Here is an 18,833-nt window from a genome sequence, read left to right as displayed (position 1 = left end):
GCGTCAATCGCCCGTATCGTAGCCGAACTGGCGAATGATCGCGGCCGCTTCCGGCCCCTTCAGGAAATCCAGAAACGCTTTCGCGGTTTCGCTCTTACGACCGGTTTCGAGCAGCACCGCATCCTGCCGGATCGGCGGGTAAAGATCGGCCGGCACTTCCCAGAGCGAGCCGTTCTCGTTGTCGGCGACCTGCGCCAGGGCGACGAAGCCGAGTTCGGCATTGCCGGTCTCAACGAACTGGAAGGTTTGGGCGATATTGGTGCCCCGGACGAACTTCGGCTCCAGCGCGTCGTAGACGCCGAGTGCCCGCATCGCCGCAACGGCGGCAGCGCCATAGGGAGCGGTCAGGGGATTGGCGATGGCGATCCTGTCGAAATCCCCGGCTTTCAGCGTCTCCGCGCCGGTGACCCAATCCGGATCGGCGCTGTAGAGCACGATCTTGCCGATGGCGTAGGTAAAGACGGTGCCCGGAACGCCCAGCTTCTCCGCCACCGCTTTTTTCGGCCGCGCGTCGTCGGCGGCCAGAAACACCTCGAACGGCGCGTTCTGGGAAATCTGCGTGTAGAGCGTGCCGGTCGAGCCGAAGCTGAGTTCGGCCGTGTCGCCGGTCTTCGCCGCGAAGGCGGCGGCGATCGCCTTGGCCGCTTCGGTGAAATTCGCCGCCACCGCGACGCGCACCGTCGCGGCATGCGCAAAAGACGGCACGCACAGCACGACGAAAAGACCAGCGACGGCAAAAAGGCAGTTCCAGCGACGCAAGCGACATCCTTTGCTTGGGCATGAGGTCAGCCGGACCATAAACGCCCGAACCGCGGCCCGCCAGAGCGCCCGCGCCCTCAGCGAGTGGCGAGCGCCTGGTCGATCTCGGCCGCCGTCGGCATCGCCGATTGAGCCCCGACCCGGCGACAGGCGAGCGACCCCGCGACGACCGCACGTTCAGCCGCGGCTTCGGTCGACAGCCCCTCGCCGAGACCCGCGGCGAACACGCCGACGAAGGTATCGCCGGCACCGGTCGTATCGATCGGCTCCACCGCCAGTGCCGGAATCGGGTGAATGGCTTCGCCCTCGGCGACCAGCGCGCCCTTGGCTCCCAGCGTGGCGATGACGACGAGGTCGAAGCGGGCGGCGAGAGCGGTCGCCAGCGCGCCGGGCTCGTCCCCGCCGATTCCGGACAGTCCGGCGGCGGCGGCAAGTTCGCTCTCGTTGACGATGAGATAGTCGGTCGGCGCCAGCAGCCGCGCCAGATCGTCGGCATCGAGTTGGGCGGGCACGGGAGCCAGATTGACCACCACGCGCCCGCCTTTGGCTTGGGCTCGCTCCGCCGCCACAAAACTAGCGGCGAGCGGCGTTTCCATTTGCAGCACCAGCACGCTGGACGGGTCGAGCAGACCGTCAGGCAGCGCCGACGCGTCGAGACGGGCATTGGCGCCGCTCGCCACCGTGATGGCATTTTCGCCGCCGCTGTCGATGCTGATGAAGGCGCAGCCGGTCCGCGCTGGCGCCGTCTGGAGGCCGTTGATGTCGATGCCTTCGCTGGCCAGATTGCCGGTGATCGCCCTGCCCAGTTCGTCGTCCCCGACCGCACCGACCATCGCGACGCGGTTGGCCGCGCCGAGAACACGCGCGGCGGCGACTGCCTGGTTGGCGCCCTTGCCGCCGAACAACTTTTCGTAGTCGGGGGCAAGCACGGTCTCGCCCGGCCGCGCGATCGCCGCGACCCGGCAGACCAGATCGACGTTCAGCGAGCCGAAGACGAGGACGGACGCGGCTTGCGAACCCCGGTCAGCTTGGTCGGCCATGGCCTGCTCCTTCGCTCGCATTGTTCGGAACGGCCGCCGGTGGCGGACGCGCCGCGCATCACCCGACGGTCCGCGTCGCATGGGAAAACCCGCCGCGTCATGCCGGACTCAGGCCCCGCCCCCGGGATGCCGGTGGATCGGATCGACCCAATAGACTTCCTCCGGCCGCTCGACCGGATCGACGTCGGTGATGTTGACGACCACCGCCTCGTTGTCGGAGCGCACGAGCACGCATTCGAGCGGATTTTGGGGATCGGCGTTGATCTCCTGATGCGGCACATAGGGCGGCACGAAGATGAAGTCGCCGGCTGCCGCTTCCGCCACGAATTCCAGCCGTTCGCCCCAGCGCATGCGGGCCTTGCCGCGCAAGACGAAGATGACGCTTTCCAGCGCGCCGTGATGATGGACGCCGGTCTTGGCGTCGGGCTCGATGGTGACCGTGCCAGCCCAGATTTTCTGTGCTCCGACGCGGGCGTGATTGATGGCAGCTTGGCGAAACATGCCGGGCGTCTGGGCGGTATTGGAATCGAGTTGATCGCCCTTGATGACGCGGACGCCATCGTGCTTCCAGCGCGGCTCGTCGGAGAGGTGTGGAGTGTGGGTCATACGACTCGTCATCGAAAGTGAGAAAAGGCTATCTGCCAACGCTAGCGCGAAGCGGGCCGTCGCAAAAGCCTCTGGAGAAGGAGAGCCGTTGGTCCGGATTTGAATCGAAAAGCACCGGCCGAGACCAGACGCCGTCCCCGCCGATGCTTGAATTAGCGCGTTGGCTCAGGCGGCGAGCTTGCCGCGGATCGGATAGTCGTTTTCGAGGATGAAGCCGAGCCCCTTCTTCAAGCCGTCCAGCGTCGGGCGGGCAAAGGGAATGCTCTGGAAATGCAGCGCATAGATCGTGCCATCGGGGTAGATCATCGCGATGCCGGGCTCGGCGAAGCGTGTCGGCTCGGAATCCTTCTCCTTGGCGGAAATGAACAGCCCCCATTCGCGGGCGCTTTCCTCGGTCAGACCGTAGCCGATCGGCAGATCGGCGATCTTCCACTCCTGCTTCTGCCGTTCGGCCCGCTCCTTCGAATCCATCGACACGGCGCGAACGGAGACGCCGATCGCCTCAAACTCGGCGCGCCTGTCGTTCAGTTCTTCCAACTGCGTCTTGCAGATCGGGCAATGGACACCGCGATAGAAGAACACCAGCGACATCTTCGCGGGCTTATCGGCGGCCAGATCGAAGGCGGGGCCGCCGAGAACCTCCACAGCCAGCTTCGGAGCCTTGTCGCCTGGAATCGGGGTGGTGTGGCGCATGATATCGTCCTTCGGTCAGATGCGTTTGGGGTTCGTCGTCCCCAGGAATGCCGCCGAAGCGCTGGGGTTGCGTGTCACTTTTTCGTGCGGTCCGGTTTAAGCCCCGCGGCGCCCCGCTCCCGCGCTGTTCGATTTCGGCATCGTAGGCGACCGTCCACCCCGTGAAGGGTGCGGCGAATTAATTTTCCCCACCTCGGACGTTACAAATCCCGCCCCCGCCGCGAAGAACCATCGAGCGTGCAGGTTTCTTGCCGCGCCGAACACGTCGGTGCGGCAAACCGGGCTGGCACCGCTCGCACGATCTTTCGGGGATCGGCCTCGGAGTCGGAAGAAGGTGGAGGAACTCATGAAATTTCGTTCGAAGCTGGTTGGAAGCCTCGTCGTCGCCTCGGCGCTGACCATGGCTGTGGCCCAGGCGCAGACCCCGCCGTTTGGCCAGGAAGAAGACACCGCCTATGCCCAGAAGGTCTGGGCGGCGATGGAACAGCTGAATCTCGCCGGCGACGGCGCCATTCACGCCTTTCCCTATGCCGGCACCGACCCGCACGGCATGATGCTCGAGACCTTCTATCTCAACGCCGAGATCGACGGTCAGGCCGGCTCGCTGGTGGTTAAGAACAATTACGGCCCCGAAGGCGTGACCGCCGACCAGGTCCTGGCCGACCCGGGCGGGCATCTCGGTGCGGTCACGGTCATGTTCAAGCGCGAGGCCGGTTACGACGCGGAGAACAAGGATTGGTTCTACGCCAAATATCTGCCGGACGGTTCGCTCGACAAGAACCCGAAGGGGATGGAACTGGCCGGCCGGGTCGCCAAGGGCAACGCCGAGGCTGGCTGCATCGCTTGCCATTCGGGCGCACCGGGCGAGGATTTCCTGTTCACCACCGACCGCACCGACTGGTAACAAGCTGAACCCGAAGCGCGATCACCGTCAGCATTTCGCGCTTCGGCTTGCCCGTCAGCTCTTCGCGGACGCTGGTTCGGTCAGCCCGAACTCGGCGAGGACCTGCTCGGTGTCTTCCCCGAGCGCAGGCACCTTGCCGAATTCCGGAAGCGTGTCGTCGATGAGGAAGCCCGGCGCCAGCATGGTGACCGGGCCTGACGGCGTATCGACCGTCACCGTCCGGTTCTGGGCGTGGTTCTTCAAATCTTCCATGTCGGAGAGCCGGCCATAGGCGATCTGCGCCATCTCCAGGCGCGCGGCCATGGCGTCGCGATCATGGCGCGCGAAGATGCCCTGGATGATCGCCTCCAGCGCGGACCGGTTGGCGACGCGCCGGTTGTTCGATGAGAACCGCTCGTCCGTGGCCAATTCCGGCTGCTCCAGGGCCTTGGCGCAGAGATTGACCCATTCGCGCTCGTTCTGGATCGACAACAGGATGGCGCGGCCGTCTGAGCATTCGTAGACCCCGTATGGCGCGATCGTTGGGTGGCTGAGGCCGTTGCGCGGCGGCGTCAGGCCGCCATAGACATATTGCAGGTACGGAACGTTCATCCAGTCGGAGAGGGCGTGGAACAGCGACAGCGAGATGTGCCGTCCGGCGCCGGTCCGCTCGCGGGCGTAAAGCGCCTGCATGATGCTGGATAGCGCGGTCATGCCGGCGGCGATGTCGCAGACCGAAACGCCGACGCGCGCCGGCCCGTGTTCGTTGCCGGTGACGGAGGAAAGGCCCGTCTCCGCCTGCACCAGAAGGTCATAGGCCTTCAGATGTGCGAGCGGGCCGTCGTCGCCATAGCCGGAAATCGAGCAGGTGATCAGCCGCGGATAACGCGCCCGCAGTTCACCCACGTCGAAGCCGAGCCGCGAAATCACGCCGGGGGCGAGATTCTGGATGAAGATATCGGCCTTACCGATCAGCCCGGCGAGGCGTTCGCGATCTGTCGCGTCCTTGAGGTCGAGCCGGACCGATTCCTTGCCGCGATTGAGCCAGACGAAATAGGCGCTCTCGCCGTGGACGAAGCTGTCATAGCCGCGAGCGAAATCGCCCTCCGGGCGCTCGATCTTCAACACCCGCGCACCGGCGTCGGCGAGTCGCCCCGAGACATAGGGCGCGGCGACGGCCTGCTCGACGGAAACGACGAGAACGCCGGCGAGATCATTGTTCATTCAGGGGCTCCGCTTCGCTGCGTGATGGCCGGGTGATCACTTTCAGCCGATTGTCGCGCCGCGTTTTACTGGACCGCAGTGATATCGGCCAGAGCCGATAGCACTGGCCGACCCCAACCGGCGAGCCGAGGAGCACGGCGCTGGATCAATTCGGCTTCGGCGCTTGACCCGCACGACAATGCCAATAAACCGACAAGCTTACGATTGTCGCGCCGGAATGAAGCGAGCGGGCCACGCGACGATGCCTGGGAGGGCGCGAACATGAGCGACGAAACGAGAATCCTCGCGGCATTCGTGGCGAATCTGTCCTTCGACGCGATTCCGCCGGAGGTCGCCCTGCGCGCCCGCCATCTGGCGCTCGATCTGACAGGCAGCATCGTGCGGGCCCATGCCGAATCGGAATCCACCCCGAGCCTCTATGCGACGCTGGACGAACTCGGCCTCGGCGGGCCGGGCGCCGCCAGCGTGGTCGGCACGGGACGCCGGCTGGCGCCGCCGGTCGCGGCTCTGGTCAACGGCATGCTCGGCCATTCCCTCGATTTCGACGACACCCATGCCGATTCCTCGCTGCATCCCTCCGCCCCGGTGGTGCCGGCGGCGCTCGCGGTCGGCGAGATGGTCGGGGCGAGTGGCGCCGAGATCGTCACGGCGATCGTCGCCGGCTACGAGGTCTGCTGCCGACTCGGCAACGCGCTCGACCCGACCAGCCATTACGCGCGCGGCTTTCATCCCACCGCCACCGCCGGCACCTTCGGCGCCGCAGCGGCCGCGGCGCGGCTCTTCGGCCTCGATGCGGACGGTGTCGCCAGCGCCTTCGGCGTGTCGGGCAGTCAGGCCGCCGGCTCACTGCAATTCCTCGTTAACGGCGCCTGGAACAAGCGCTGGCAGGTCGGCGCGGCGGCGATGAACGGCGTCTTCGCGGCGACATTGGCGAAGAATGGCTTCAAAGCGGCGTCCGCCCCGATCGAGGGCCGGCACGGGCTGCTCGTCGGCTACACCGACGCGGCCGATCCGGCCAAGGCGGTGGCCGGGTTCGGCATGGTCTGGGAAACCATGAAGATCGGCATGAAGCCCTACCCCTCCTGCCGCTACACCCATGCCGCGCTCGACGGGCTGCTCGCGTTGCGGCGTGAGGAGGGGCTCACCGCTGCGGACATCCGCTCCGTGACGGTCGGGCTGCACCGCAACGGCATCACGCTGACCGGCGATCCCCTGCCGGAAAAGCGCCGGGTGCGCACGATCGTCGACGGCCAGTTCTCCATGCCCTTCGTCGCCAGCGTGGCGCTCGACCAGGGATCGTTCGGCTGGGACGACTACCGGCGGATCGGCGATCCGGCGCTCGACGCGCTGTCGGACCGGATCGATGTCCTGCGCGACGAGAGCCTGGAAGGGCTGGCGCATCCCTTCGGCGCAACGCTGAGCGTCGAAACCGCCAGCGGATTGCTCGAGCGACGCATTCCCGACCCGTCCGGCGAGCCGGCGACCTTCCCGGACGCCAAGGCCATCCGCGCCAAGTTCATGGCGCTCGCCGAGCCGGTTCTCGGCGACGACGCGAGCCGTCTGGCCGACCGGTTCGAAGGGCTCGACCGGCTTCCGTCGCTCGGCGCAACGCCGCGTTCCAGCGGGGCGGCGGCGTGAGCGCTTCTCCCATCACCGAGGACGATTTCATCCGCTCGATCGCGGACGCGCTGCAATATATCGCGGTCTATCACCCGCCGGATTTTATCGCCCATCTCGCCGAGGCGTATCAGCGCGAGCAAAGCGCCTCGGCGAAGAACGCCATGGCGCAGATCCTGGTCAATTCCCGCATGGCCGCGCTCGGCGGGCGGCCGATGTGCCAGGACACCGGCACGGTCAACGTATTCGTCAAATTCGGCATGGAGGCGCGTCTGGCCACCACGCGCCCGCTCACCGAACTGGTGAACGAGGCAGTGGCGATCGCCTATACCGACGCAGCGAACCCCTTGCGCCCGTCGATCCTCGACGATCCGATCTTCGAGCGGAAGAACACCGGCACCAACGCGCCCGCCGTCACCCACGTCGAACTCGTGGCCGGCAACGAGATCGCGGTCACGGTGGCGGCCAAGGGCGGCGGCTCGGAAAACAAGGCGCGTTTCGCCGCGCTCAACCCGGGCGACTCGGTCGTCGACTGGGTGCTGAAGACGGTCGAGGGGCTCGGCGCCGGCTGGTGTCCGCCGGGCATTCTGGGGATCGGCGTCGGCGGCACCGCCGAAAAGGCGATGCTTCTGGCCAAGCAATCGCTGATGGCGCCCATCGACATGACGGCGCTGATTGCCCGCGGCCCGGCCTCGAAGCTCGAGGAACTGCGGATCGAGCTCTACGAGAAGGTCAACGCGCTCGGCATCGGCGCGCAGGGGCTCGGCGGACTGACCACGGTGCTCGACGTCAAGATCGCGACCTATCCCGTTCATGCCGCGTCGAAGCCGGTCGGGCTGGTCCCGCAATGCGCCGCCGACCGGCATCTGAGCTTCACGCTCGACGGCACCGGCCCGGCGGAATTCACGCCGCCGGCGATCGATCTGTGGCCCGACATCGCCCTCGGTCAGGGAGATGCGGCCGTGCGCCGCGTCGACCTTAATACGCTGACGCGCCAGGACGTCGCCGGCTGGCAGGCCGGCGAGACGCTGCTCCTGTCCGGCCGGCTTTTGACCGGGCGCGACGCCGCCCACAAGCGGATGATCGCGATGCTCGATCGCGGCGAAAAACTCCCCGTCGATCTCAATGGCCGTGCGATCTACTATGTCGGACCGGTGGACGCGGTGCGCGACGAGGTCGTGGGACCCGCCGGCCCGACGACCTCGACCCGCATGGACCCGTATACCGACCAACTTCTCGAAGCGACCGGCCTCTTGGTGATGATCGGCAAGGCCGAGCGCGGTCCGGCTGCGATCGAAGCGATCCGGCGCCATGGCGCGGCCTATCTCATCGCGGTTGGTGGCGCTGCCTATCTGGTCTCCAAGGCGATCCGCTCCTCGCGCATCCTCGCCTTCGACGATCTCGGCATGGAGGCGATCCGTGAATTCGTGGTCGAGGACATGCCGGTGACCGTCGCCGTCGATGCCGGCGGCACCTCCATCCACACCACCGGGCCGGCGCGATGGAAGCGGCCGGAGATCCGCGTTTCAGGCCGAACGGTTTAACTGCAGGCGTCTTGCCAATCCCTGCCCACTCTCGCCGGGCAGACCCGGCCTGCCGCGATCGTATTGAGGGAGAAAACGATGACTGACCCTATCGATATCGACCATCTGAAAAGCTGGATCGGCCGCACCGAGGAAGCGAGCGACTATATCGACACACGGATGGTCCGCTCGTTCCTGGCGACGCTCGACCGTGATCCGGGAGGCGTGTCCGAGGGCGACCCGGCCCCGCTCTGCCTGCATTGGTGCCTCGCGCCGCCGGTTGTGCCCAACTCCGCCACCGGGCCGGACGGACACCCGGCGCGCGGCGGTTTCCTGCCACCGGTGCCGCTGCCTCGACGCATGTGGGCGGGCGGCGAACTGCGTTTTCTGGCACCGCTCGTCGTCGGTGACCGGGTCACGCGCCGCTCGCGCATCGAGGCCGTCGAACTCAAGCAGGGCCGCTCCGGCCCCTTGTGCTTCGTGACAGTCCGGCACGACATTCTCGCCTCCGCCGTCGTCGCTATCGAGGAGCGCCAGGACATCGTCTACCGCGCGGCCGAGACCGGTGGCGCCACGCCGGCGGCCCGCCCCGAAGCGGCCGAGTCGCCGAAGGCGGACGTCAGTCACGCCTTCGAGCCGAGCCCGCTGGCCCTGTTTCGCTATTCGGCCCTGACCTTCAACGGTCATCGCATCCACTACGACCGGCGCTATTGCCTCGAGGAGGAGAACTATCCCGGCCTTGTCGTCCACGGGCCGCTGCAGGCGACGCTGCTGGCGCATCTGGCCGCCGAAACGCTCGGCCGGACGCCGGCCGTATTCGCTTATCGCGGCGTCAGGCCGCTGTTCGACGGCGAGACGATGGGCCTGCATGCCCTGCGCGACGGCGACGGCTGCGAACTCTGGTCGAGCGGCGCCGACGGCGTCCGGCGGATGCAGGCGACGGCCTCGGTTTAAGCCGCAAGCGCCCGTCCGCCCACGCGCCCGCCACACTATTCGGGCGCGGCGCCTCAGTCCGCCATAGTCTCCTGCTCGATCTCCAGTGCCGGCTTCGCCCGCCGCTTGCGGAACGCGAAATAGACCGCCGCGAGCAGGAAGAACGCCGTCACCGTATAGAGCCCGATCGAAATCCCGCTGCCGACGAGGATCGATGGATCGCCGCCCGAGATCGACAGCGCCCGCCGCAGCATGCTTTCCATTTCGCCGCCGAGCAGAAGCCCGAGCACGACCGGAACCACCGAGATATCGAGCTTGCGCAGGATGAAGCCGAGCACGCCGAAGCCGACCATGACTTGCAGGTCGAAGGTGGAGTGGCTGATCGAATAGATGCCGACGAAGGAGATCATCACCACGAACGGCATCAACGCCCACATCGGGATCGCCAGCATCCGGGTGAACAGGCCGACCAGCGGCAGATTGAGGATCAGCAGGAACACGTTCGCCATGAACAGTGCCGCGATCAGGCCCCAGACAATGTCCGGCTGGTTCTGGAACAGGAGCGGTCCCGGCGTGATGTTCAGCGAGATCAGCAGCGCCAGGAGCACCGCCGTCGTGCCGGAGCCCGGCACGCCGAGCGCCAGCATCGGCACCAGCGCTCCGCCGGCCGCCGCGTTGTTGCCGGCCTCCGGCGCCGCGACGCCGCGGGGATCGCCCTTGCCGAAGGTGTCGTTGCTGTTCGAATAGCGCTTTTCCAGCGTGTAGGCGATGAACGAGCCCAGCGAAGCGCCCGCGCCCGGCAGGATGCCGGCGACGAAGCCGAGGCCGGAGCCGCGCAACATCGCCCCCAGTGATTGGCGGATGTCGGCCCAGCGGGCAAAGGCGCGTTTGACCGGAATCGCGCCGGAATGAACGCCGATCCCGTGTTCCAAAAGGATCAGCGCCTCGGAAATGGCGAACAGGCCGACGATAGCGATAATGGCATGGAAGCCGTCATAAAGGTGGAAGCTGCCGAAGGTATAGCGCGGCACAGCGCTTTGCGGATCGATCCCGACCGTTCCCAGCATCAGTCCGATCCCGGCCGCCAGCAGCGTCTTAGCCGGGTTGGCGCCGGTGATGCCGCCGATCGTGGCGAAGGCCATGACATAGAGCGCGAAATACTCCGCCGGGCCGAAGCGGATGGCGAACTGCACCAAAAGCGGCGCGAACAGCACCAGGCCGATGGTCGAGGCCACCGCGCCGACGAAGGAAGCGATGCCGGAGATCGCCAAAGCCTCCGGCGCCTTGCCGTTCTTGGCCATCGGGTAGCCGTCGAGGCAGGTCATCATCGCCGGTTCGTCGCCGGGAATGTTCAGCATGATGGAGGAGATGCGGCCGCCATACATGCAGCCGTAATAGACGCAGGCCAGAAGAATGAGCGCCGAGCCCGGCGGCAGTTGCAGCGAGAACGCCAGCGGGATCAGGATCGCCACGCCGTTGACCGGGCCGAGGCCCGGCAGCGCGCCAATGATCGTGCCGATGAAGCAGCCGAACAGGGCGAGGCCGATATTCGTCGGCGTCAGCGCGACCGCAAAGCCGTCAGCGAGAAACCCAAGAATTTCCACGTGATCTCCTTGGCACCGGTCAAGCGGTGACTAGCCGAAAAGCGGTCCCATCGGCAGCGGCAGGCCGAAAACGCCGTCGAACAGAAAGAACAGACCGAAACCGATCACCAATCCGGTGAGTACCGATTGCAACCAGCTTCCGCCAAGAATCCGCGCCAGAAATACCGCGGCGACGCTTGTCGACAGCGGAAAGCCCGCCGGTTCGAGGACAAACGGATAGGCGATGAGGACCGCCAGCATCGCGAGCTGGCCCCAGACATGCGGCCAGCGGAACCAGATCGGGTCGGGGTCCGGCTTGATGATCAGGAACGCCGCGAACAGCCCGAGCGGCACCGCGACCATGCGGGGAAACAGGCTGGGACCGGCGGGATCGCCATAGGCGACGACATAGCCGCCGGCGGCAATCCAGTACCAGATCGCGAGGGCGAGCAGTATCGCCCCCGCGATGCGGTCACTGAGACGAAGGCTCATGGCCGTCCTACTGGATGACACCGATGGCCTTCGAGATTTCGGCGGCCTTGTCCTTCGACTCGCGCACGAAGGCGTCGAATTCCTTGCCGCCGCGCCAGATCGGGGTGAGGCCCGACTCGGTCGCCGCCGTCTGCCAGCCTTCCGAATCGTAGAGCGCCTTCATCTTCTCGACCCAGAAATCATAGGCCTCGTCGGAAACCCCGCCGCCCATGTAGAAGCCGCGCCAGTTGTAGCCGACCGCCTCGATGCCCTGCTCCTTGGCGGTGGCGATATCGGGATAGGCCGGCAGCCTGTCGTCGGACATGACCGCCAGAGCCTTGGCGTCGCCCGACTGGATGAAGCCGCCGATCTCGCCGATGTCGGTGAGAACGACGTCGATATGACCGCCGAGCAACTGGGTGACGGCGTCACCGCCACCGGAGAATTCAACCCAGCGGATGTCCTTCAGCTTGTCGGTCGGAACACCGGCTTCCTGCGCCAGGATCAGGAACCGCAGATGGTCCCAGCCGCCGATCGAGGACGATCCACCGACCACGACGCCGGCCGGATCTTCCTTGACAGCGGCGAGAACGGCTTCGAGCGAGTCGTATTCGGAATCCTTGTTGACCAGCACCGTGCCGACATCGGCGCCAAGCATGCCCAGCCAGCGCATCTGGTCGATGCCGGCCGGATATTTGTCCTGGGCGATCTGGGTGATGCCGACGGTCGATGTCGCAACGATCAGATTCGGGTCGTCATTGCGCTTCGATGCGACATTGGCGAAGGCCACAGCGCCGACGGCGCCCGGCATGTTGGTCACCTGGACGGCGCCCGGAACGAGGCCTTCTTCCTGCAGCAGGCGGCCGACGGTCCGGCAGGTGAAGTCCCAGCCCCCGCCGGGATTGGCCGGTGCGATGCACTCGACATTCGACGGCTCGAACGCCGTCGCCGGTAAGGCGATCGACGCCACGGCCGCGACCATCAGCAAACGTTTCAAAAACATACTCATCCTCCCTCTGGCGACGGTTCTTGCGTCCCCCGCCCTGTTGTCGGCCGCAAGAGATCGCGCCGTCACCGACATTTACCCTTGCGTGCCCTTGTTAGTGGATGACACCGAAGTATTCGGCCGGTCAAGGCCGGACGCGATGTCATCTGTGCTGCGCCGCGAAAAGCGGGCATGCTGCAATGCAGCGAAATATTTCAAAATTTACTTTCGACTGACCCTTCGCGTATGGGAACCGTAATGCCGACGAAACAATACAGGAGCGGGATGATGGCCGAAGCAGGCAATGTGTTGCCCATGCCGGTGCGCACGGGAAGCCGGATCGAGATTTGTGAGGTCGGCCCCCGCGACGGCTTCCAGATCGAAAAGCCCTTCATCCCGACGGAACGCAAGATCGAGATCGTCAATGGCCTGATCGATGCCGGCTTGCGCAAGGTGCAGGTGACCTCTTTCGTCTCGCCGCGCGCGGTGCCACAACTCGCCGACGCCGCCGAAGTGCTGGCCGGCATCGACAAGCGACCGGGCGTCGTGCTGACGGCGCTGGTGCCGAACGCCCGCGGCGCCGAGCGGGCGGCGGAAACGCAGCTAGACATCATGGGGCTGTTCTGCTCGGCCTCCGAAGCGCACAGCCGCAAGAACGTCAACGCCTCGATCGACGAGACGCTCGCGCGGTTTCCGCCGGTGGTCGAGATCGCCACGGCGGCGGGCAAGCGGGTCCAGGGCGGCGTCGCCACCGCCTTCGGCTGCCCCTTCGAGGGCGACGTGCCGCCGGAATCGGTCGTGCGGATCGCGCGCTTCTACCGCGACCTCGGCCTCGTCGATCTCAATCTCGGCGATACCACCGGCATGGCGACGCCGGCGACCGTCAAGGCACTGCTGGCGGCGCTGCGGGAGGGCGTGCCGGAGATGAAGATCACGCTGCATTTCCACAACACGCGCGGCGTCGGCCTTGCCAATGTCATGGTCGGGCTCGCCGAAGGCGTCAACCGCTACGATTCCTCTATCGGCGGGCTTGGCGGATGCCCCTTCGCCGCCGGCGCGACGGGCAACATCTGCACCGAAGATCTCGTCTATCTGCTCGAGGAAAGCGGTTATGAAACCGGCATCGATCTCGAACGCCTGATCGATGTGGCCAAGCGGACCGAGGCGATCCTTGGCCGCGAGTTGCCGGGCCAGGTGATGAAGGCCGGGCCGCGTCTGACCCGGCACGGCGTCGACGACGTCTCTACGGCGGCGGGCTGAGAAGCATGGAGCAGCCGCTTGCCGGAATCCGCGTCGTCGATCTGACGCGCATTCTCTCCGGACCGTTCTGTTCGATGATCCTCGGCGATCTCGGCGCGGATGTGATCAAGATCGAAACGCCGGGTTCGGGCGACCATGTGCGTGGCCAGGGCGCGATCATCGACGGCCTGTCCTGGTATTTCGCCAGCTTCAACCGCAACAAGCGCTCGATCACGCTGGATTTGAAGCGCGAGGAGGGAAAAGCCGTCCTGCGCAAGCTTTTGGCCGAGGCCGACGTGCTGGTCGAGAATTTCCGGCCCGGCGTCCTCGCCGCGATGGGGCTCGACCGCTCCGGGCTCGACGCCATCAATCCGCGGCTCGTCGTCGGCTCGGTCAATGGCTACGGCACCACCGGCCCCTATAGCGAGCGACCGGCCTTCGATTTCATCACCCAGGCGATGTCCGGCTTCATGGCGGTAAACGGGACATTGGACAGCGGCCCGATCCGCGCCGCGCCGCCGCTGACCGATCTCATCGCCGGTCTCTATACCGCGCTCGGCATCGTCGCGGCTTTGCGCGTGCGCGACCGGGACGGCGCCGGCCAGGCAGTCGAATCCTCGATGATGAACGGTATGATCTCGATGATGGCCTATCTGTCCGCCGCCCAGCTCGCCACCGGCCAGACGCCGCCGCCGACCGGCAACGACCACCCAATCGCCTCGCCTTACGGGCTGTTCCAGGCATCCGACGGTCCGGTGGCGGTGGCCGCGTCGACCCCGCCGATCCTGCGGCGGTTCCTGGAGACGACCGGGCTTTCGGCGATGCTGGAGGATGCGCGCTTCGACACCAATGCCAAGCGGGTCGAGCGCCGCGCGGAGGTCAACGCGATGATCGACGATGCCATGCGTCACGAGAGCCAAGCGATCTGGATCGAGCGGCTGAACGCCGCCGGCGTGCCCTGCGGTCGGGTGCAGACACTCGCCGAGGTGTTCGAGAACCCGCAGGTGCGCGAGCAGGAGATGGTTCTCGCCATCGATCATCCGGGCCACGGCACGGTCAAGATGACCGGCTTTCCGATCAAATTCTCGGACACGCCCTGCGTCGTCCGCCATCCGGCGCCGGATCTCGGCGCGGATACCGACACGGTTCTCGCCGAGGCGGGCTATTCGTCCGCCGAGATCGCCGCGCTGCGGGGTGACGGGGTAATCTGAAGGCCGCGCGAATGAAAATGGCCGCGCACCCTTTCGGTCGCGCGGCCGATTCACGTGAAACAATGGCTACCCTTAGAGCAGGCCGGCTTCCTTGTAATAGCGCTCGGCGCCCGGATGCAGAGCGACCGGCAGGTTCTTCGCGGCCTTCGCCGGGTCGATCGACTTCGCTGCATTGTGGGCGGCGACCAGCTCCGGCAGGTTCTCGATCAGCTGCTTGGTCATCTGGTAGACCAGTTCCTCGTCGACGTCGCTCGAGGTAACCAGGATGTTGGTGATCGCCAGCGTCGGCACGGCTGCGTCCTGGCCATCATAGGTGCCCGCCGGAATTTCGGCTGCCTGGAACGGCGCGCCGAGTTTTTCGGCGATCTCGGCCGGAACCGCAACGACCGTGATCGGCAGCGACGAGGCGAGGTCGCGGATCGAGGCGACGCCGAGGCCGGCCGACTGGAGCGTCGCGTCGAGCTGGCGGTTCTTGATCAGCTCGACCGACTCGGCGAAGGGCAGATACTCGGTCTTGCCGAGGTCTTCATAGCTCATGCCGGCAGCCGAGAAGATCGCTCGCGCGTTGAGCTCGGTGCCGGACGCCGGTGCGCCGACCGACAGCGCCTTGCCCTTCAGGCCGGCCAGATCGGTGATGCCGGAATCCTTGGAGGCGACGATCTGCACGTAGTTCGGATAGATCGCGGCGATGGCGCGCAGCTTCTCGACCGGCTGCTGGAAGCCGGCGTCGGCGTTGCCTTCGGCGGCGGCCTTGACCGAGTCACCGAGGGCGAAGGCGATTTCCCCACGACCCTGTGCAATCAGATTGATGTTTTCGACCGACGCCTTGGTCGACTGGACCTGGGTCTTCACCCCCTCGATCTTGTCGCCATAGACTTTGGCGAGCGCGACGCCGAGCGGATAGTAGACGCCCGAGGTGCCGCCAGTCAGTACGTTGATGAACTGCTGGGCCGAGGCGGCGGCTGGCGCCATGGCCAGGCCCGCGACGAGCGCCGAGGCGGCGAGACGGTTGAATAACTTCATGAAGTGTCCTCCCAAAAAGGGCCGAAGCGGCCCGGTCGCAGATTTGTAACAGCCGACGAGGAAACCTCAAGGGCGGCGGAGAGGACAGGCCCACTCCCCGTTTGGGAACGGGGTGCGTCCTTGTGCGCCCTCCGTCGAATTGACTTCGCGCTTTTCATGTCGGATGTCCTCCCGCAGCGCACTATTGGAGAAACCGCATGTCCGACATGATCGACGTCCACGACCTCAAGGTTGCGGCCATCCTGAAGAATTTCATCGACACGGAGGCTTTGCCGGACACCGGGATCGCGCCGGATGTCTTCTGGAAGGGGACGTCGGACATCCTCAACGGCCTGGCACCGCGCAATCGGGAGTTGCTGCGGATCCGCGAGGAGATGCAAGCCAAGATCGACGACTGGCACCGCGAGCGCCGCGGCAAGCCGATCGACATGAAGGAATACAAGGCGTTCCTGGGCGATCTCGGCTATCTCGTTCCGGAAGGGGCGGACTTTGCCATCGAGACCGAAAACGTCGATCCGGAAATCGCGCTGATCCCCGGTCCGCAGCTCGTCGTGCCGCTGATGAACGCGCGCTACACGCTGAACGCGGCCAATGCCCGCTGGGCCTCGCTCTATGACGCGCTCTACGGCACCGACGCGATGGGCGATCTGCCCGAAGGCAAGGGCTACGACCGGGCGCGGGGCGCGCGCGTCGTCACTTGGGCGAAGAGCTTCCTCGACGGCCTGGCGCCGCTCGACCGGATCTCGCATATCGACGTGAAGGCCTATTCGGTCGAGGACGGTACACTGGCCGCCACCTTCAACGGCGGCAAACAGGCGCGGCTGAAGAACCCGGCCGCCTTCGCCGGCTATCGCGGCGACGCCGCGGCCCCGACGGCGCTGCTGTTCAAGCACAACGGCCTGCATCTGGAAGTGACCATCGACGCGACCAACCGGATCGGCAAGAACGATCCGGCGAACGTCGCCGACATGATGATGGAATCGGCGATCACGACGATCTGCGACTGCGAGGATTCGATCGCCGCCGTCGACGCCGAAGACAAGACCGCCGTCTATCGCAACTGGCTCGGCCTGATGAAGGGCGACCTTCAGGACAGCTTCGAGAAGGGCGGCGAGACGGTGACGCGGCGGCTCAACCCGGATCGCGACTATGCCGGCGCCGACGGCTCGCCCCTCAGCCTGCCCGGCCGCTCGCTGCTCCTGATCCGCAATGTCGGCCACCTGATGACCAACCCGGCCATCCAGCTCAAGGATGGCAGCGAGGTGCCGGAGGGCATCATGGACGCGGTGATCACCGCGATGATCGCCATGCACGACCTCAAGAAGACCGGCGGCATCCGCAATTCGCGTGCCGGCTCGATCTACATCGTCAAGCCGAAGATGCACGGGCCGGACGAGGTCGCCTTCTCCGACGAGATCTTCGGCCGCGTCGAGGATCTGCTCGGCCTTGCCCGTTACACGCTCAAGATGGGCATCATGGACGAGGAGCGCCGCACGACGGTCAACCTCAAGGAGTGTATCCGCGCCGCCAAGCATCGGGTGTTCTTCATCAACACCGGCTTCCTCGATCGCACCGGCGACGAGATCCACACCTCGATGGAAGCCGGGCCGATGGTCCGCAAGACCGTGATGAAGGACCGCACCTGGATCAAGGCCTATGAGGACTGGAACGTCGATGTGGGGCTTGCCTGCGGCCTGACCGGCAAGGCGCAGATCGGCAAGGGCATGTGGGCGATGCCGGCAAGGATGCACGACATGCTGGCCCAGAAGATCGCCCATCCGCAGGCCGGCGCCAACACCGCCTGGGTGCCGAGCCCGACGGCCGCGACCCTGCACGCGACCCATTACCACAAGGTCGACGTCCTCGCCTGGCAGGAGGCAATTGCCAAAAAGGGCAGCCGGGCGGTCCTCTCCGACATCCTCACCGTCCCGCTCTCCAACCGCGCCAATTGGCCGGAGGAGCAGATCCGGGGCGAACTGGAGAACAATGCGCAGGGCATCCTCGGCTACGTCGTGCGCTGGATCGACCAGGGCGTCGGCTGCTCGACCGTGCCTGACATCAACGATGTCGGCCTGATGGAGGACCGCGCCACCTGCCGCATCTCCTCCCAACACATCGCCAACTGGCTGCATCACGGCGTCGTCTCCAAGGAGGAGGTGATGGAAGCGATGAAGAAGATGGCCAAAAAGGTCGACGAGCAGAACGCCGGCGATCCGGCCTACCAGCCGATGGCGGAAAATTTCGACGGCTCGATCGCCTTCAAGGCGGCCTGCGACCTGGTCTTCGAGGGGCGGGAACAGCCCTCCGGCTATACCGAACCAGTCTTGCATCGCCGCCGGCTGGAGAAGAAGGCGCAAGCGGCGGGATAGCCCTGCCGCTACCGGCCGCACATAGCCCTGGAGTCAGGGCCGAGAAAGAAAAGAGCCCCGTCTGGTGACGGGCCTCTCCACTGCCGGCGGATTTCCGGTTGAACGGGGACGGAATCCAGACGATCGCGCCGGTTCGAGGGGGCGTGCCCCCTCGCTTTTGCCTGGACGCGTCGCTTAGTTGGACTGCGTCGGCAGGCTCTGCTGCACGGCCTGGTTCAGAGCGTCGTTGGTGCTCTGGGCATCGCAGGACTTGTCGCCCTTGTCGTTGCTGCTGGCGATCGCATTGACCTCCAGTTCGCAAACCGCGGCGGCGACGCTGATCGGCACCTGAACGGAACCGACATCGATAACGTCCTGCGCCTGCACGGTCAGATCGTTGAGGGCCGAGAGATCGTTGGCGATGTTCTGCGCGATGTCGTTGTTGCTGATATCGACGACGACGAGGCCTTTGCCGCCGCCGGCATCGATCTTGTTGTTGCCGGCGTTCGTTGAATTGGCCTGGGCAAAGGCCGAGCCGCCCATGGCGAGCGCGACGACGGTGGCGAGTGCTGTGGTCTTGAACATTGTAAGCTCCATTCCTCGAGTTGAGCTGTCCCTGTCGGCACCTCTAACCAACTGATTGCAGGAGCGTTCCCGGCATTGAGCCAAAAAATCACACCGCCGTGATATGACCC

General features: G+C 65.9%; 17 protein-coding genes. 7 read left to right on the top strand and 10 right to left on the bottom strand.

Translation table 11 applies throughout. From position 1 onward, the window contains the following. Positions 1-3 precede the first annotated feature (3 nt). The 4 genes from modA to VQ045_RS07825 all read right to left on the bottom strand — a co-directional run bounded on the left by modA (position 4) and on the right by VQ045_RS07825 (position 3,098). Positions 4-798, bottom strand: a complete 795-nt coding sequence (gene modA / locus VQ045_RS07840) for a molybdate ABC transporter substrate-binding protein (protein WP_442879834.1) — start codon at positions 796-798, stop codon at positions 4-6. 38 nt (positions 799-836) lie between these two features. Continuing rightward, the gene (locus VQ045_RS07835) at positions 837-1,799 is read right to left on the bottom strand and encodes a ribokinase (RefSeq protein WP_331829718.1); all 963 of its coding nucleotides are present in this window, start codon (positions 1,797-1,799) and stop codon (positions 837-839) included. Positions 1,800-1,907: 108 nt separating this feature from the next. Further along, complete coding sequence (locus tag VQ045_RS07830) at positions 1,908-2,405, bottom strand: cupin domain-containing protein (protein ID WP_331829717.1); 498 nt, start codon at positions 2,403-2,405, stop codon at positions 1,908-1,910. A gap of 165 nt (positions 2,406-2,570) precedes the next feature. Further along, positions 2,571-3,098 carry a redoxin domain-containing protein gene (locus tag VQ045_RS07825; RefSeq protein ID WP_331829716.1) on the bottom strand — a complete coding sequence of 176 codons (528 nt, stop codon included), beginning with the start codon at positions 3,096-3,098 and terminating at the stop codon, positions 2,571-2,573. 346 nt (positions 3,099-3,444) lie between these two features. Between VQ045_RS07825 and VQ045_RS07820 the strand changes: the two genes are divergently transcribed. After that, the gene (locus VQ045_RS07820; protein ID WP_327623690.1) at positions 3,445-4,002 is read left to right on the top strand and encodes a cytochrome P460 family protein; all 558 of its coding nucleotides are present in this window, start codon (positions 3,445-3,447) and stop codon (positions 4,000-4,002) included. A gap of 54 nt (positions 4,003-4,056) precedes the next feature. Here VQ045_RS07820 and VQ045_RS07815 read toward each other — a convergent pair whose 3' ends face one another. After that, positions 4,057-5,205 carry a CaiB/BaiF CoA transferase family protein gene (locus VQ045_RS07815; protein ID WP_331829715.1) on the bottom strand — a complete coding sequence of 383 codons (1,149 nt, stop codon included), beginning with the start codon at positions 5,203-5,205 and terminating at the stop codon, positions 4,057-4,059. Between the two features lie 261 nt (positions 5,206-5,466). Here VQ045_RS07815 and VQ045_RS07810 point away from each other — a divergent pair, with 261 nt between their 5' ends. The 3 genes from VQ045_RS07810 (at position 5,467) to VQ045_RS07800 (ending at position 9,299) form a co-directional block, all read left to right on the top strand. Continuing rightward, positions 5,467-6,843, top strand: coding sequence for an MmgE/PrpD family protein (locus VQ045_RS07810; RefSeq protein ID WP_331829714.1), 1,377 nt, complete (start codon positions 5,467-5,469; stop codon positions 6,841-6,843). Next, positions 6,840-8,366 (top strand): fumarate hydratase, encoded by a 1,527-nt coding sequence (locus tag VQ045_RS07805; RefSeq protein WP_331829713.1) that lies wholly within the window; start codon positions 6,840-6,842, stop codon positions 8,364-8,366. Before VQ045_RS07810 ends, VQ045_RS07805 begins: the two co-directional genes overlap by 4 nt. Before the next feature lie 78 nt (positions 8,367-8,444). Then, positions 8,445-9,299, top strand: coding sequence for an FAS1-like dehydratase domain-containing protein (locus tag VQ045_RS07800; protein ID WP_331829712.1), 855 nt, complete (start codon positions 8,445-8,447; stop codon positions 9,297-9,299). A gap of 53 nt (positions 9,300-9,352) precedes the next feature. Here VQ045_RS07800 and VQ045_RS07795 read toward each other — a convergent pair whose 3' ends face one another. From VQ045_RS07795 to VQ045_RS07785, 3 genes are read right to left on the bottom strand one after another with little or no spacing between them, the layout of a single operon-like run. Next, positions 9,353-10,882, bottom strand: coding sequence for a tripartite tricarboxylate transporter permease (locus tag VQ045_RS07795; RefSeq protein WP_331829711.1), 1,530 nt, complete (start codon positions 10,880-10,882; stop codon positions 9,353-9,355). Between the two features lie 30 nt (positions 10,883-10,912). Then, positions 10,913-11,353, bottom strand: coding sequence for a tripartite tricarboxylate transporter TctB family protein (locus VQ045_RS07790; RefSeq protein ID WP_331829710.1), 441 nt, complete (start codon positions 11,351-11,353; stop codon positions 10,913-10,915). Between the two features lie 7 nt (positions 11,354-11,360). Beyond that, positions 11,361-12,335, bottom strand: a complete 975-nt coding sequence (locus tag VQ045_RS07785; protein ID WP_331829709.1) for a Bug family tripartite tricarboxylate transporter substrate binding protein — start codon at positions 12,333-12,335, stop codon at positions 11,361-11,363. A gap of 270 nt (positions 12,336-12,605) precedes the next feature. Here VQ045_RS07785 and VQ045_RS07780 point away from each other — a divergent pair, with 270 nt between their 5' ends. Together VQ045_RS07780 and VQ045_RS07775 are read left to right on the top strand one after the other, a co-directional pair. Next, positions 12,606-13,577: a hydroxymethylglutaryl-CoA lyase gene (locus VQ045_RS07780; RefSeq protein ID WP_331829708.1), complete on the top strand. Its 972-nt coding sequence runs from the start codon at positions 12,606-12,608 to the stop codon at positions 13,575-13,577. Between the two features lie 5 nt (positions 13,578-13,582). After that, positions 13,583-14,767: a CaiB/BaiF CoA transferase family protein gene (locus VQ045_RS07775; RefSeq protein WP_331829707.1), complete on the top strand. Its 1,185-nt coding sequence runs from the start codon at positions 13,583-13,585 to the stop codon at positions 14,765-14,767. Between the two features lie 72 nt (positions 14,768-14,839). Here VQ045_RS07775 and VQ045_RS07770 read toward each other — a convergent pair whose 3' ends face one another. Beyond that, the gene (locus VQ045_RS07770; RefSeq protein ID WP_327623700.1) at positions 14,840-15,790 is read right to left on the bottom strand and encodes a TAXI family TRAP transporter solute-binding subunit; all 951 of its coding nucleotides are present in this window, start codon (positions 15,788-15,790) and stop codon (positions 14,840-14,842) included. Positions 15,791-15,987: 197 nt separating this feature from the next. Here VQ045_RS07770 and VQ045_RS07765 point away from each other — a divergent pair, with 197 nt between their 5' ends. Continuing rightward, entirely contained in the window at positions 15,988-18,159 is a 2,172-nt protein-coding gene (locus VQ045_RS07765; protein ID WP_331829706.1) for a malate synthase G, read from the top strand. A gap of 174 nt (positions 18,160-18,333) precedes the next feature. Here the strand turns inward: VQ045_RS07765 and VQ045_RS07760 are convergent, their stop codons facing one another. Further along, positions 18,334-18,723, bottom strand: coding sequence for a hypothetical protein (locus VQ045_RS07760; RefSeq protein ID WP_327623702.1), 390 nt, complete (start codon positions 18,721-18,723; stop codon positions 18,334-18,336). Positions 18,724-18,833 lie beyond the last annotated feature (110 nt).

Origin of the sequence: Aurantimonas sp. E1-2-R+4, from assembly GCF_036549515.1 — a bacterium.
GTDB classification, from domain to species: Bacteria; Pseudomonadota; Alphaproteobacteria; order Rhizobiales; family Rhizobiaceae; genus Aurantimonas; species Aurantimonas coralicida_A.
This window is presented reverse-complemented; position numbering and strand designations above follow the sequence as displayed.